Origin of the sequence: Neisseria sp. HMSC31F04 (assembly GCF_001807735.1) — a bacterium.
Taxonomy (GTDB): Bacteria; Pseudomonadota; Gammaproteobacteria; order Burkholderiales; family Neisseriaceae; genus Neisseria; species Neisseria elongata.
Map to the genome: position 1 here is coordinate 24,741 of NZ_KV790787.1, position 14,769 is coordinate 39,509.

The 14,769-nt window shown below is 54.3% G+C and carries 14 protein-coding genes; 5 read left to right on the forward strand and 9 right to left on the reverse strand.

The genetic code is table 11. From position 1 onward, the window contains the following. Positions 1 to 276: 276 nt before the first annotated feature. Both corA and typA read right to left on the reverse strand, forming a co-directional pair. Entirely contained in the window at positions 277 to 1,347 is a 1,071-nt protein-coding gene (gene corA, locus HMPREF3107_RS03830; RefSeq protein ID WP_070453699.1) for a magnesium/cobalt transporter CorA, read from the reverse strand. Between the two features lie 373 nt (positions 1,348 to 1,720). Next, positions 1,721 to 3,532 carry a translational GTPase TypA gene (typA, locus tag HMPREF3107_RS03835; protein ID WP_041961348.1) on the reverse strand — a complete coding sequence of 604 codons (1,812 nt, stop codon included), beginning with the start codon at positions 3,530 to 3,532 and terminating at the stop codon, positions 1,721 to 1,723. Between the two features lie 398 nt (positions 3,533 to 3,930). Between typA and bfr (HMPREF3107_RS03840) the strand changes: the two genes are divergently transcribed. The 5 genes from bfr (HMPREF3107_RS03840) to HMPREF3107_RS03860 all read left to right on the forward strand — a co-directional run bounded on the left by bfr (HMPREF3107_RS03840) (position 3,931) and on the right by HMPREF3107_RS03860 (position 8,286). Next, complete coding sequence (gene bfr, locus HMPREF3107_RS03840) at positions 3,931 to 4,395, forward strand: bacterioferritin (protein WP_070453702.1); 465 nt, start codon at positions 3,931 to 3,933, stop codon at positions 4,393 to 4,395. A gap of 21 nt (positions 4,396 to 4,416) precedes the next feature. Continuing rightward, entirely contained in the window at positions 4,417 to 4,890 is a 474-nt protein-coding gene (bfr, locus tag HMPREF3107_RS03845) for a bacterioferritin (protein ID WP_070453703.1), read from the forward strand. Positions 4,891 to 5,029: 139 nt separating this feature from the next. After that, positions 5,030 to 5,683, forward strand: coding sequence for a fumarylacetoacetate hydrolase family protein (locus HMPREF3107_RS03850; protein ID WP_070453738.1), 654 nt, complete (start codon positions 5,030 to 5,032; stop codon positions 5,681 to 5,683). Between the two features lie 151 nt (positions 5,684 to 5,834). Continuing rightward, entirely contained in the window at positions 5,835 to 7,067 is a 1,233-nt protein-coding gene (gltS, locus tag HMPREF3107_RS03855; RefSeq protein ID WP_070453706.1) for a sodium/glutamate symporter, read from the forward strand. 196 nt (positions 7,068 to 7,263) lie between these two features. Next, positions 7,264 to 8,286 (forward strand): lysozyme inhibitor LprI family protein, encoded by a 1,023-nt coding sequence (locus HMPREF3107_RS03860; protein WP_065424153.1) that lies wholly within the window; start codon positions 7,264 to 7,266, stop codon positions 8,284 to 8,286. Between the two features lie 119 nt (positions 8,287 to 8,405). Here HMPREF3107_RS03860 and HMPREF3107_RS03865 read toward each other — a convergent pair whose 3' ends face one another. The 7 genes from HMPREF3107_RS03865 to HMPREF3107_RS03895 all read right to left on the reverse strand — a co-directional run bounded on the left by HMPREF3107_RS03865 (position 8,406) and on the right by HMPREF3107_RS03895 (position 14,542). Continuing rightward, positions 8,406 to 8,825 (reverse strand): hypothetical protein, encoded by a 420-nt coding sequence (locus HMPREF3107_RS03865; RefSeq protein ID WP_070453710.1) that lies wholly within the window; start codon positions 8,823 to 8,825, stop codon positions 8,406 to 8,408. 247 nt (positions 8,826 to 9,072) lie between these two features. Then, positions 9,073 to 9,858, reverse strand: coding sequence for an exodeoxyribonuclease III (gene xth / locus HMPREF3107_RS03870; protein WP_070453714.1), 786 nt, complete (start codon positions 9,856 to 9,858; stop codon positions 9,073 to 9,075). Positions 9,859 to 9,926: 68 nt separating this feature from the next. After that, the gene (locus tag HMPREF3107_RS03875; RefSeq protein ID WP_003774674.1) at positions 9,927 to 10,205 is read right to left on the reverse strand and encodes an ArsR/SmtB family transcription factor; all 279 of its coding nucleotides are present in this window, start codon (positions 10,203 to 10,205) and stop codon (positions 9,927 to 9,929) included. Positions 10,206 to 10,560: 355 nt separating this feature from the next. Then, on the reverse strand, positions 10,561 to 11,286 hold the full coding sequence (locus HMPREF3107_RS03880) for a hypothetical protein (RefSeq protein WP_070453717.1): 726 nt from the start codon (positions 11,284 to 11,286) through the stop codon (positions 10,561 to 10,563). After that, on the reverse strand, positions 11,283 to 11,861 hold the full coding sequence (locus tag HMPREF3107_RS03885) for a hypothetical protein (RefSeq protein WP_070453720.1): 579 nt from the start codon (positions 11,859 to 11,861) through the stop codon (positions 11,283 to 11,285). Before HMPREF3107_RS03885 ends, HMPREF3107_RS03880 begins: the two co-directional genes overlap by 4 nt. Further along, complete coding sequence (locus HMPREF3107_RS03890; protein ID WP_070453723.1) at positions 11,858 to 12,892, reverse strand: Rieske 2Fe-2S domain-containing protein; 1,035 nt, start codon at positions 12,890 to 12,892, stop codon at positions 11,858 to 11,860. Before HMPREF3107_RS03890 ends, HMPREF3107_RS03885 begins: the two co-directional genes overlap by 4 nt. A gap of 153 nt (positions 12,893 to 13,045) precedes the next feature. Next, positions 13,046 to 14,542, reverse strand: coding sequence for a GH3 family acyl-acid amido synthetase (locus HMPREF3107_RS03895; protein WP_070453726.1), 1,497 nt, complete (start codon positions 14,540 to 14,542; stop codon positions 13,046 to 13,048). Between the last annotated feature and the right edge of the window lie 227 nt (positions 14,543 to 14,769).

Genomic DNA, 14,769 nt, shown 5'->3' on the forward strand with positions numbered 1-14,769 from the left:
TTGTCCTGATTTAAATTTAATCCACTATATATTTGGATGAAGGCCGTCTGAAACCTGTTTTTCAGACGGCCTCCATATGCCGCAGTTTTCAGAGTAAGGCGGATTTTACTGCGCAGGGGAAAGGTTTCCAACCGCATCAGCCGCCATATAGCCGATGGCTATTGGGTTGTGTCTTTGCCGTTTAAAACCCTTGCCGTTTTGTGCTTGCGTCGGACATGGGGGTCATAGTGCGGTATGAAAGGGAGGCCGTCTGAAAGTTTCAGACGGCCTGTTTCTTTACAGCCATTTTCTGCGTGAGAAAAATACCAACAGTCCGACGATAATCGATGCCATCAAACCCAAGACCATAAAATAGCCGTAGTGCCAGTGCAGCTCGGGCATATTGTCGAAGTTCATGCCGTAGATGCCGGTAATGACGGTCAGCGGCATGAAGATGATGGTGATGACGGTCAGGACGCGCATTTGCTGGTTCATGCGGTTGGACTGGAAGGAAAGGTAGATGTCCATCATGCTCAACACCATGTCGCGCGAGGCGTCGAGCGATTCGATAAGCTGCATGTTGTGGTCGTACACGTCGCGCAGATAGACGGTGGACTCGCCTTTGAAAATGGCAAAATCGCCGCGCACGGCAAGCTGATAGAACACGTCGCGCAAGGGCAAAAGCGTGCGGCGTAGGCGGACGGCGTCGCGCTTGAGGCGGTGGATTTTGCCGAGAATGTCGCTGTTTTCATTTTTAAACAGGGATTTGTCTATGGCTTCGACGCGGTTGTTGTATTCTTCCAAGACGATGAAATAGTCGTCCACGATGCGGTCGAGCAGGCAATAGGCGAGGAAGGCGGTGTTTTTACCGAGGATGCCGCGCGGGTTTTCGCTCATTTGGCGGCGCAGCTGGCTGAACAGTCCCAGCGGTTTTTGTTGGAACGACAACACAAAATCCTTGCCGATAATCAGATACACTTGGTCGGAATTCAGTTTGCCGGCGGCAGTGTAGTGGTAAACCTGCGCGGCGATAAACAGATAATTGCCGTAGTCTTCGATTTTGGGGCGTTGTTTACGGCTGAGGATGTCTTCGATGACCAGCTCGTGGATACCGTAAGGCTCCAGCGCGTGTTTGAGGAGCGCGGCGTTGTTGATGCCGACAAAGTGCAGCCAGTTGATCTGCTCCGCTTGCGGGCGGATGATGTCGGGCAGTTTTTTACCCGCGAGATAATCGTGCTGGGCAAACGTATCGGCGGAATAAAGCGTTTGATGGATGGCGGAACGCGGCGCGTTGTCGGTATTGCTGCGCGGGACGGTTTGGTCGAGCAGGGTTTCGGCCTGTTCGACGGTGTTCGGCTGTTGGCTCATAGGTTTAAAGGATGATGGTTTGAACGGGGAGGCCGTCTGAAATTTGGGGAAGAGCAGTTTACGTTGTTCTCAGAAAGGTTTAAAGATTATCTTTATTCTCAACTTTTCCCGGTTTCCAGCCTGCGCAGGAAAGCGTAACGAGCTGGCATAAGCTGATGATGGCGGCTGTATATTTCTTATTTCAATTCAATATGGTATGCCTTAGCGGAAAACACAGTTTCTGCGAAGCTAAAACGGGGTTTCTGTGAAGCTGAAATAAGTTTATCCACTATAACGGTTAAAAGGCCGTCTGAAAATCAATATTTCGGAATCGTTTTCCGTTTTTATCGTTTTCAGACGGCCTTTTTATGTGCTTAATCCGTATTTGTTTGGATTAATCCAGCTTTTTAAAATGGCGGCGGCGTTCGAGTTCGCTCAGGTAACGCTTGCGCAGACGGATGGATTGCGGCGTAATTTCTACCAGCTCGTCATCGTCGATAAACTCGACCGCACCTTCCAGCGTCAGCTTGATCGGCGTGGTCAGGCGCACGGCTTCATCGGTGCCGCTGGCGCGGATATTGGTGAGTTTTTTACCTTTGAGCGGGTTGACCACCAAATCGTTGTCGCGGCTGTGGATGCCGATAATCATGCCTTCGTAGATTTTGTCGTTGGGCGACACGAACATACGGCCGCGGTCTTCCAGATTCCATAAGGCATAAGCGACGGCTTCGCCTTGCTCTTGGGAAATCAGTACGCCGTTGTGGCGGCCGGGCATATCGGGTTTCACGGGCGCGTAGTCGTCGAATACGTGGCTCATCAAGCCGACACCGCGCGTCAGGGTCATGAATTCGCCTTGGAAACCGATTAAGCCGCGCGCGGGAATATGGTATTCGAGGCGGGTACGGCCGTTGCCGTCGCTTTCCATATTGGTCAGTTCGCCGCGGCGACGACCGAGTTCTTCCATTACCGCGCCTTGGTTGTCGTCGGGTACGTCCACAGTCAGGTTTTCATATGGTTCGCATTTCTGGCCGTTAATTTCGCGGTAAACGACGCGCGGTTTGCCGACGGCCAGTTCAAAGCCTTCGCGGCGCATGTTTTCCAGCAAAATGGTCAGGTGCAGTTCGCCGCGTCCGGATACGCGGAACACGTCGGCATCGGCGGTATCTTCCACGCGCAGGGCAACGTTGGTCAGCAACTCTTTTTGCAGGCGGTCGCGGATTTGGCGGCTGGTCACGAATTTGCCTTCGGTACCCGCCAGCGGGCTGGTGTTTACCATAAAGTCCATGGTCAGCGTCGGTTCGTCCACGCTCAACATCGGCAAGCCTTTGGGATTGTCTTTGTCGGTGATGGTTACGCCGATACCGATGTCTTCGATACCGGAAATAATCACGATGTCGCCGGCTTCTGCTTCTTCAAGCGGTACGCGTTCCAAGCCTTTGAAACCCAAAAGCTGGTTGATGCGGCCTTGGGCGATTTGCTGATCGTGGTTCATCACGGCAACGACCTGACCGGGTTTGATACGTCCGTTCAGGATGCGGCCGATGCCGAGACGGCCGGTGTAGTTGTCGTAGTCGAGTTGGGAAATTTGCAGTTGCAGCGTTTCGTCCGCGCTTCCGCTCGGTGCGGGCGTGTGTTTTAAGATGGTGTCGAACAGCGGACGCATATCGTTGCTCTCGTCGGTTTCTTCCAGTTTGGCGAAACCGGACAGACCGGAAGCGTAGACAATCGGGAAATCCAACTGTTCGTCAGTTGCACCCAAGTTGTCGAAGAGTTCGAAAGTTTGGTCGATGACCCAGCTCGGACGGGCGGACGGTTTGTCGATTTTATTGATGACGACGATCGGTTTCAGTCCCAAAGCCAAGGCTTTTTTGGTAACGAAACGGGTTTGCGGCATCGGACCTTCCTGCGCATCCACCAACAATACGACGCAGTCCACCATACCCAAAACGCGCTCCACCTCGCCGCCGAAGTCGGCGTGTCCCGGAGTGTCGACGATGTTGATGTGGTAGCCTTCGTAATCGATGGCGGTGTTTTTGGCAAGGATGGTGATGCCGCGTTCTTTTTCAAGGTCGTTGCTGTCCATCACGCGCTCGTCGACGTGCTGGTTGGCGCGGAATGTGCCGGATTGGCGCAGCAGTTGGTCTACTAATGTGGTTTTGCCGTGGTCGACGTGGGCGATGATGGCGATATTGCGGATTTGTTTCATGGTGTTAAGTTATTTGATATTAAATGCGGAAAACTGCGCATTATAGCACTTTGAGATTATTGGGGCGGCATTTTTCCCTGAATGGGTGTAAAGATAATGGCCGCAATATGGCTAATGGTTAAACTATGTAAATGATAAAATCGATTGAGAGCGTTTATTACTATTAGAAAAAATAAAATATTATTTAAAACATATTGTTGTGCGAAATACAGGTTTGATGTGTTGAATTTTGCTTTCTGATAATTGTTTGTATTTTAAAAGGAAAGTTGATTTTTTGGGCGGTGGTGCTAGAATTCTCCCCAATTCGAAAGAGCGCGCTGTCTGTAAAAAACAACGGATGCGCACACTCCATTATTATTTGATATAACTCTATTATTTATTTTAGAAAAGGAAAGAAAATGAAAGGCGATAAAGCTGTCATTGATTATATGAACGAACTGTTGGCCGGTGAATTGGCTGCACGTGATCAGTATTTTATTCATTCCCGTATGTATGCCGAATGGGGTTACAACAAATTATTCGAGCGGCTGAACCATGAGATGGGAGAAGAAACCGAGCACGCCGAACAATTTATCCGCCGCATTCTGATGTTGGAAGGTACCCCGTCCATGGTACCGACCAAACTGAATATCGGCACCGATCTCGTTTCCATGCTCAAAGCCGATTTGAATACCGAACTCGAAGTGCGCGAAGCGTTGAAAAAAGGCATCAAGCTGTGTGAGGAAAAACAGGATTATGTTACCCGCGACATCATGGTGAAACAGCTGGCCGATACTGAGGAAGACCACGCGCATTGGCTGGAACAACAACTGCGTCTGATTGATTTGATGGGTCTGGAAAACTACACCCAAAGCCAACTGTAATTCCAATAGGAAGGAATCATTATGCAAGGCGACCGTACCGTTATCCGCGAGCTGAATAAAAACCTCGGCCTGCTTTTGGTAACCATCAACCAATATTTCCTCCATGCCCGCATTCTGAAAAACTGGGGGGTGGAAGAACTTTCGGAACACTTTTACAAACAGTCGATTCGCGAAATGAAATCGGCCGATGCACTGATTGAGCGCATCCTGATGTTGGAAGGCCTGCCCAATCTGCAAGAACTGGGCAAGCTGCTGATCGGTGAAAATACCGAAGAAATCATCAAATGCGATTTGGCCAAAGAAGAAGAAAAACACGCCGCACTGGCTGCCGCCATTGCAGCGTGCGAAGCACAGCAGGATTATGTCAGCCGTGCTTTGTTGGAAAAACAAAAAGACATCAACGAAGAGCATATCGACTGGCTGGGAACCCAGCAGGAACTGATTGCCAAAATGGGTTTGGAAAACTATATCCAACTCGGGGCGCAAGAGGACTAAAACACAAATCACTGCCAAATACAGCAGTTCTCTGTTGCCGTAACGGCATACCGCAAAACGGTATGCCGTTTTTTTTTTGGCGTATATGGCGGTATCCGTTATCATTTGCCACTTCAAAATATACAGTCAGGAACATTTTATGAGCCATATATTCCTTAACGGCCAAGCGATACGGGCAAACAATATTTTCTGTATCGGGCGCAACTATGTCGCCCACATTGCCGAACTCAGCAACGAAGCACCGGGCGAACCGCTGGTTTTCCTCAAGCCGAACAGTGCCATCCTCAACAGCGGGAGTGAAATCCGCCTTCCTTCATTCAGCGGCAATGTACATTATGAGGCCGAGCTGGTTTTGCTGATCGGCGGCGATGCGGAAGACCTTGCAGAAGGGCGTGAGCTGGACATCGTAGCCGGTTATGCCGTCGGACTGGATTTGACTGCCCGCGATATTCAGGACGAACTCAAAAGCAAGGGATGGCCGTGGACGAAGGCCAAAGGTTTCAAGGGGGCGGCCTGCCTGTCGGCGTTTGTTCCTGCCGCCCATTTGCCCGACCCGATGCACTGCACATTCGATTTTTATATCAACGGCGAGTTACGCCAGCACGGCGACACCGCATTGATGATTTACGACCTGCCCGTGATTTTGCGCGGTTTGGCAGAAACGTACGGCCTGCGGCAGGGGGATTTAATCTTTACCGGCACGCCCTGCGGTGTAGGCAGATTGAACCCGGGCGACCAACTGACCTTGGATTTGGCCGGTTCGGTAAAGGCGGAATTTACCGTTGCAGCCTGACCACTCGTGTCATTGACTTTATAAAGGCCGTCTGAAAACAAGCGATACGGGTTTTCAGACGGCCTCAAATTTCTGTTTTGACAAATCTTCACGCTTGCCCTAATATCCATCAATTAACATTTCTTAGCTTTAAATAACGATAGGAGAATTTATGCAAGCTACAGAATTGGCAATCAACAGTTACTACACCTTGATTGCCGCCACCATTGTTTTGCTGTTAGGCAAATTTTTGGTGCAGAAAATTAAATTTTTACAAGATTTCAACATTCCCGAGCCTGTGGCCGGAGGCTTGGTTGCCGCAGTGTTGATCACCGTGCTGCATTCGTTTACCGGATTCAGCTTAAAGTTTGAGAAGCCGCTGCAAGATGCCTTTATGCTGATTTTCTTCTCATCCATCGGCTTGAGCGCGGACTTTTCCCGCCTGAAGGCAGGCGGTCTGCCGCTGGTTATCTTTACCGCTATCGTGGGTGCGTTTATTTTCGTACAGAACGTAGTCGGCGTCGGCTTGGCTAAAGTATTGGACATTCATCCCGCCATCGGTTTGATTACCGGTTCGATTACCCTGACCGGCGGACACGGTACGGCAGGTGCGTGGGGTCCGACTTTGGAAAAAGAATTCGGTATTGTCGGTGCGACAGGTTTGGGTATTGCTGCAGCTACGTTCGGCTTGGTATTTGGCGGTTTAATCGGCGGGCCGGTTGCACGCCGCTTAATTAATAAGCAGGGACGTGCCAAAGTTTCAAACAACGGGGATCAGGCAGATAACTACCAGTCAGACGATGCGTTCGAGAGCCATGGCAAAACCCGCCTGATTACTGCGGATTCGGCTGTTGAAACCTTGGCTCTGTTTGCCGCCTGTTTGGCGTTTGCGGAAATCATCAAGGCGTATCAGCTTGACGAGCAATACTTCTACAAACTGCCGAAATTCGTTTTGTGCCTGTTTGCCGGTGTAATATTGCGCAACATATTGACCTTGGTCTTCAAACGAGACATGTTCGACCGTGCGGTAGACGTATTCGGCAACGCTTCATTATCCCTGTTTTTGGCCATTGCCCTGTTAGACTTGAAACTGTGGCAATTGACCGGCATGGCAGGATCGGTAACCGTTATTTTGGCGGTACAGACAGTGGTTATGATTTTGTACGCAACTTTTGTAACCTATGTTTTGATGGGGCGCGATTACGATGCCGCCGTCTTGTCCGCCGGACACTGCGGTTTCGGCTTGGGCGCAACGCCGACGGCCGTAGCTAATATGCAATCCATTACCCAGAGTTTCGGCCCGTCGCACAAAGCCTTCCTGATTGTACCTATGGTGGGCGCATTCTTCGTGGATATTATTAACGCCTTGATTTTGTCGGGCTTTGTCGAATTCCTGAAGAAATAATCTGTAAAGCAATGCTAAAAGCACCTGTTCCGGCTTACCCCCGGCAGGTGCTTTTGTTATGATGGCGCGTCGTTGCCGAGACGTTTTCAGACGGCCTACCCCGCACAGGAGGCCGTCTGAAAGGATAATGACGCACAGGCATTTGCAGGCTTTGTCGCATCGGCACAGTCATGCACCTATTCGGAAAGGAAACATCATGACCGTTAAACGCTACACCGCCTTATCGGCCGCCGCCGTGATTTTGCTGTTGGCCGCCTGCGGTAAAAAAGAGCAGCCGCAGCCGGAAGATTTGGCTTGCGGCGATCCCGCCGTGATTCAAAACATCCAAAACAGTTTGCAGCAGGCCGTCAAAGAGCAGGCGCGGACGTTCGCCAAAAACGACACGCGCGGATTTGTCGATGCGGATAAAGTCATTGCCGCCGCTGCAGAGCTGACAATCACCCTGAATAACCCGCAACAGGACAACAGCGGCACCAAGCCTTATTGCCAGGCCGATTTGTCTATCACAATCTCTCCGGATACTTTAAAAACCGCCCAAACCAACGCCCCCTTGCTTTACGGCGATAAAACGCTGGCCAAAGTAATCGGCGAGCGCACCGGCATCGGTTCGCTGACATACAAAGAAAACGGCATACTGGGCCAAACCCTCAAATATACGCCCGCCAAAGATGAAAAAGGCAGTTTTTCCATCACCTATGCCGACAACGGATTGGATAACGCCGCCAACGCATTGTCTGCCGCCTTGCTGCCTTACGGCATCAAAAGCCTGCTGCTGATAGACGGCAAGGCCGTCCGTTTGGAAGACGCGCTCAAACAAGTGAAAGAGGGCGGGAAGATTGAGGTGGTCGAAGAAACGGCATCCGAACCTGAAGCCGCCTCTTCGGCAACGGCCGACCCGATGCCCGAAGTGCTGACGCCTCCGGCCAAAAACGAAGAGCCGGCTCCTCCGGGCGTGTCGGATGAAGAGTTGGAGCAGGCACACAGCGATTACCGTGCGGCAGACCGTGAAATCAACAATGTCTGGAGGGATTTGGACAGCGTGATCCAGCAAGGGCTGCGCGACGAGCAGCGCGAGTGGATCAACCGTAAAAACGCGGCCTGCCGCCGCGCGGCCGCCCAAGCCGACAGTCCGGAGCGTGCCGAATATCTGCGGCTGCAATGCGACAGCCGCCAGACCCGCGAACGCATCCAATACCTGCGCGACTACAGCGTGCAGTAAGCCTGCATAATACAGGCCGTCTGAAAATGTTTCGCTGCATTAGCGGATATTTTCAGACGGCCTTTTTATGTTTACTGCTGCTGACGGAGGCGGGTTCCGCAAGGCTTGCAGGTTTACGCTTAACTTCCTTCGTTCAGCCGTTCGGACAATTTGCCGTCTTTGCCGAATTCGGCCAGTGTGCCGCCTATATCAAACCAAACCCGTTGGTTTGGTTCTTCGCCGTCGTGGTCGAGATGCCATGCCGCCCAAGTGTAGACGCCGTGCAGTTCGTGGATTTGGCCGCCCCCCGATACATGGAGGCAAAATTCAAAGGCCGTGGCGGTGCGGTTAAGGATGATGGCGTCAGGGTTGTCGGGCGAGCGTGTGCCGACGGTAAGCCAATCGGGTTCGGAAGTAACGGCAAAATCAATCAGGCGGCTGTCGGCCACTTGTTCGCGCAGGATGCTTTCGATGCTGCTGCGGATTTCTTCATAGGGTTCGTCGGCCAGCCATTGCAGCATATGGCGGGTATCGTCGAGTGCTTGGAAGTTGTCGGTCATGGTCGTTGTTTTCAATGATTTGGTCGAAGCGGCGACGGCGCGTTTGGGGGAGGCCGTCTGCGGTTGGAGAGATTTTACCGGCGGGGTAGGTTGGGGTGCGGTAATTCCTTGCTGTAGTTCCGCTCAACTTTTATTTTCAGACGGCCGCCTTGTTTTTGTTTCGCAGAAACTCAGCTTCTATGCAGAAGCCTCGTTTTAGCTCCGCAGAAACTCGGCTTCCTGACGGAAGCCTCGTTTTCAGACGGCCTTAGGATGAAGAAGCACAGTCGGCAAATTGCGCCCAAACGGGAGCGTGGTCGCTGGGTCGTTCCAAGGCACGGGTGTCGTAATCCACCTGCACGTCTTGCAAGGCGGATGCCATCGCGCGGCTGGTCAGGATGTGGTCGATGCGCAGCCCTTGCTTGCGTTGGAACATCGCGCCGCGATAGTCAAACCAGGTATAAAACGCGCCTTCGGGATGGATTTGGCGCAGGCTGTCGGTCAAACCTAAATCCAACAAATTTTGGAACCACTGTCTCTCGATGGACGAGCAGAGGATTTTTTCATGCCATTTTTCGGGCGCATAGCAGTCGGTATCGGCAGGCGCGATGTTGAAATCGCCCAGCAGGACCAGTTTTTTATGTCGGGACAATTCGTTGCGGAGAAATTCGGTCAGGGCGGCAAACCATTGTTCTTTATATTGGAATTTCGTGCTGTCCAGGGCTTCGCCGTTGACGCAATAGACATTGACGATGCGCACGCCGTTGACGGTGGCAGCGATAACGCGGCGTTGCGGGTCGTCGGGCAGGGCGGGCAGGCCAGTGTGTACGTCTTGCGGTTCGCTGCGGCTGATGATGGCGACGCCGTTGTAGGTTTTTTGGCCGCTCCAAACGCTGTGCCAGCCCATCATTTGCAGGGCGGCGGCGGGGAATTTGTCTTGGTCGAGTTTGAGTTCCTGTAGGGCGAGGATGTCGGGCTGATGGTCGGCCAGCCAGTTTTGCACTTGCGGCAGGCGCACGTTGAGGGAATTGACGTTCCAAGTCGCGATTTTCATGTTGTGTTCCGAATGGGATGAAATGGGAAAGGCCGTCTGAAAAATCCTCCGACGGCCGGAATGGGGAATCAGCGGTCGAGGCAGAAGCCGCTCAATACTTCGAGTATGGTGCGGGCTTCTTCCGATTTCAGGCGGTATTGCAATACGCGGTGGTAACGGGTGTAGTCGATGAGGCCGGCACTGCGCAGTTTCGATAAATGGTTGGACAGCGCGGTTTGGTTGATGTCGAGTGCTTCCACCAGTTCGCCTACGTTGTGTTCGCTTTCGACCAGCAGGCAGAGAATCATCAGCCTGTGGGGGTGCGCCATCAGTTTGAGCATTTCGGCCACATGCTCGGCATTGCGCATGGGGGTGTTTTGATTGTCGGCATTTGTCGGATTCAGACGCCGCAGGTTTGTATTTATGGATTTCATGTGTGGGATTTTAATTGGGATTGGCTCTCGAAACAATCAGATTGTGCGATGAATAATTGATGTTATTGAGAAAATTTAAACATCATTGCTTGATGCGGATTGATTTTTTCCGCCGCATTGCCGCTTTTCGATGCGGGAGGGTGATTTTTGCAGGTGTCCGAAACAGGGCGGGAGGCTGCGGTGCAGGGTTTGCGGTGGGTTTGGACGGGTGTCAATCCGCTATACGGAAGGTTTTCAGCATACCTGTTCCGCCGCCTCTTTTTTCAGACGGCCTTTGGGCCAAATGTGTTTACAGCGCACCCAAAGCCAGTCCTTGCGTGAAGCCGCGCAGGGCGAAGGAGCGGAGGTTGTCCGGTTCGAGCAGGGTCAGGCAGACCAGTTCGTCGCCTTGCGTATGTCCGGGGTTGCGGCTGCGGAAAAAGCGCGATTCGGGGTTGTCGGCGGTTTTTTCGTTCAGCCATTCGTTTTTCAGGTGGCCTTGCGATTCGGGATAGCGGATGAGGCCGCTTTCCGGCAGGTAGTGCCGGCCGAAACGGGCGGCGGCGAGGTGGTCGATCAGGCTTTGCGTTTCGGGCGGGGTGGGATAGCGGCGGTTGGGGTAGTAGGTTTTGCTGAAGACGTTTAGGTAGCGGTAGGTACGGTCGCCTTTGACGATGAGCAGCCAGTACAGGGGGAGGTCGGGTTGTCGGGCTTTGATGCGTCCGGCCAGGCAGCACCAGGCCAGCGGTAGGGTTTGTTCGCCCCAAAAACGGTGGTCGATGATGGTGTCGCCGGAAAAGAGGGCGCGGCCGCTGCGGCCGAGGTGGGTGAAGGGGATGACTTTAAGGGTGGTGAAACCGCGGGTTTCGCCGTTTTCGTCTTCCAGCAGCAGGATGTGGTCTTTTTCCAGCAGGTCGCGGCGGAAGAGTTCGGGCGAGGTGCCGCCATAGTAGCGGGCGTAGAGGCCGTAGAGGCTGTCGATGGCTGCTTCGGTCAGTTCGGACGGGGAGGCGGTTCGGGTGGTCAGTTTGTTCATGGCAGTTTTCGGGTCAGGCAGATGAGCCAGATGGCAAGGAGGGAGACCAGTAATGCGGTGGCGGCCTGGTTGGCGAAGTGGGGGGCTTCCCAGCCGATAAACCATAGTCTGGCGTGGGGATGGTTTTGGTTGAAGGCGGAAATGTAGTTGGCAAACCAGGCTTCGGCGGCAAACATGGCGGCCATGATGCCGAGGTTGGCGGCGAGCAGGCGGGGTTGTTCGCGGCGGCACCACAGGCCGAGGGGCAGCAGCAGGGCGAGGCTGAACAGGTCGTGGATGATGCCGTAACCGTATTTCCAAGTGTTGGTGCCGTACATGAGCAGGATTTCAATCAGTCCGCGCGCCAGCATGGGCAGCCAAAAGAGCAGGTAGGCGGTTTTCAGACGGCCTGATACGGCGGACGAGCTGAAAACCAGCGGCGGCAGGATCAGCCAGTATAAGACGGTCATGCCCAGCCACAAGGCTTTCGGCAGGGCGATGCTGCCGCCGTTTGCGGCAAAACCGTTCTGCCACAGGTAAAAACCGAGGGCGGCGGCCAGGGCGGAGAGGGAGGCCGTCTGAAAGGCGCGTTTCACAGGTGCAGTTCCTGTTCGCGCACCACGCCTTCGGATTGCGGCTCGCCGCCTTCGGCCAGCGTTTTGCGCCAGCCGGTGATTTCGGGCATCAGCAGGTCTGCCGCGCTGTTGCAGAAGCGCGCCCGTCCGCCGAAGCGGTCGATATTGTCGCGCTGCTTCTGCATCATATTGACGTCCTGCCTGATAATCAGGTGCGACAGAGGTTCGAACAGCAGGCGTATCAGGCCGTTCAGACGGCCGAATTTGTAGCTGATGACGGTGTGGACTTCGGTGGTGTTTTCATCAAGCGGCGTGCAGGACGAGGTAACGATGTAGTGTTTGCCGTCTGAAAAACGGTAGTCCACCTGCGATGTGGACGGGGCGATGAAGCGGTCGGTGTGGCTCATCCGCGTTTCGCTGTTTTGCAGCAGCCGCCACACCAGGCTTTTTTCGCGCGGCTCGTCCGCATATTCGATTTGTGCGCCGTCGGCATTGCGCCGCAACAGGGCGCGGACGGGTTTGCCGGTGGGGGCGCGGAACCACGAATCGTGTACATAAACCGCGTGCGGGCAGTCTAAAAAGTTTTCCAAACACCAATCCACGGGCGCGGCAAAACGGGTTTTCATCCGGAAGGTGGTGTAACCCGCTTCGCCGAGGCAGGAAAACTGCAGCGGGGCGGGCATCGCCGGCTCGCCTATGCACAGCCAGACATAGCCGTCCTGCGCCATACAGTGCACCGCGGGCACACGCACGTCGGGCGTTTCGCCGCAGCACAGCGCGGGAATCGAATCCAGCCTGCCGCCGCCGTCAAACGACCAGCCGTGATAGGCGCATTGCAAACAGCCTTTTTCGTTTACCTTGCCGATGGAAAGCGGCACGTTTCGGTGCGGGCAGCAGTCGAGCAGGGCGGCATAACGTCCTCCGCCCTGATGGAAAACGGCATAGTGGCGGCCGAACAGCCTGACTGCCTGCGGCTTTTTCCGTACCGCGCGTTCTGTGGCGGCGATGTACCAGTAATTGTGCAGGCCGTCGGCGGCCGGAGGCGTGGTCATGCGGTTTTCCTTATTGATGATTTTCCGATAGCTTCAGGCCGTCATTATCCTATTTTCAGGCCGTCTGAAAAAGGGATAAGCGGCGTTTTCGGAAAAAGGGCCGTCTGAAAATCTCGTTTTGGTAGAACGTATTTTCAGACGGCCTCTTCTGATTCAAGCATCGGCAGGCGGCAGCAGAAGCGGCGTTTTCCGCAGGGCGAGGCGTTGGTCGGCACGGAACAGGGCGGCAGCGTATTGCTGCAGGTCGGCGGTGCGGACGCATTGCGGCGGCGCGAGTTGGCCGGTGCGTCGGGCGTAGGCGTATTGCGGGTTTTCGCCCAATGCGTTGTCGAGTGCGGCGGTAAGCCCGGTATCGGAAGCGGGGTGGCCGTCTGAAAGAATCAGGCGGTAGTAGGGCGGGGCGGCGTTCACGCCTTGCAGTAAGGCATGGTCGGGCAGGCCCGAGGCGGTGCGTAGCATGGCGCAGCGGACGAAGGCTTCGGTCAGCTTTTCGCCGCACAAGTCGCTTGTCAGGCTGTCGCGGCCGACGAATTCCAAACGGGGAATGCCGTTTTCCATACTGCGGATGCAGACGCGGTCGCCCGTGTCATAGCGGTACAGTCCGCCTTGGGTGGTAACGATCAGGCGGTAGTCGCGGCCGTTTTGCAATGCCCAGACGGGATAGATGTCCCGGTCGTCGGCAAATTCGTAAAAATGGCTGTCTACGGCCAATATCGGATGGAGGCCGTCTGAAAAAGGGATGCTGGAAACAGCTTCGGTAGACAGCAGGCCTTTGCCTTGAATCCATACATGCGGCAGCTTCTGCCGCAGCAAGGCGGCGGGTGCGGCGGCGGTATGGCTGTCCCAGCAGCTGACAGTGTCGAGTTGCGGCCAAATCAGGCGAGTATCGGGCTGTGTTGCAGAGAGTGCGCGCGACAGTACGGCGCGGCGGCGCGGTTCGTGTATTTCGGCCAATAGTCCGTCCTGCCGCTCCTGCATGGTTTGCAGAATCGGCAGCAGGATGGACGGGCTCCAAACGGAGATAAAGCTAAGGTTTTCCGCTGAAAGCAGCAGGCGGGCGCAGTGGAACTGCCATTCTTCTGCAGTTTGCGCGGCCAGCAATTCGGGCAGGAATAGGGTTTTTTCCGTCAGTGCCGCGCCGGTTTCGCGGCCGAAATAGTCCAAATCGTTGCCGCTGCCGATTGGTATGCCGCCTTCGGTTTTGTTGCGGCTGCGGGTCAGCGGGCTGATGACGAAAAACAGCCGTCCGGCCAATGCCTGCGGTCGTTGCCGTTGCAAGTCGGCCAGCCACGGCAGTACGGCGCGGCGGAAGGCGGCATATAGGCCGTCGGTGTAGGGAATCAGCTTCGCCCCGCCGGAAGAACCGCCGGTTTCTTCGAAATTCGATATGGCTTCCGCCGTTAATATGCCCGAACGGCTTGCGGCAATTTGTCCGATGAACGGGCTGAAGTCTTCATAGCGGCCGACGGGCAGGGCGCGGGCGAAGTCGCCGTAGTCTTTCAGTTCGGCAAAACGGTGTTCCCTGCCGAAGGCGCAATCGCGGTTGCGGTGCAGAATATCGGCCAAAACGGCCTGCTGCGTCTGCTTCGGCTGTGCTAAGGCCGTCTGAAAACGGGTGAGGGCTGCGGTAAGTCCGGTGAAAGGCGGCATGCGGAAGTCCTCCGTTGCAAGATAAAGCGCAAGCCTACCGTATTTGAAGGCCGTCTGAAAAGGGAAGATGAAGGGCGTACCAGGGTATTTAAAATTAAAAGTTTTTAAATTCAGTTTATTATAATTTTCCGGCCATTCATGGCTTGCGGAATCGGCGTAAATTTGATTTAATGCGCGCTTTGCTGAACGGCAAAAGGGTGATTAGCTCAGTTGGTAGAGCGTCTGCC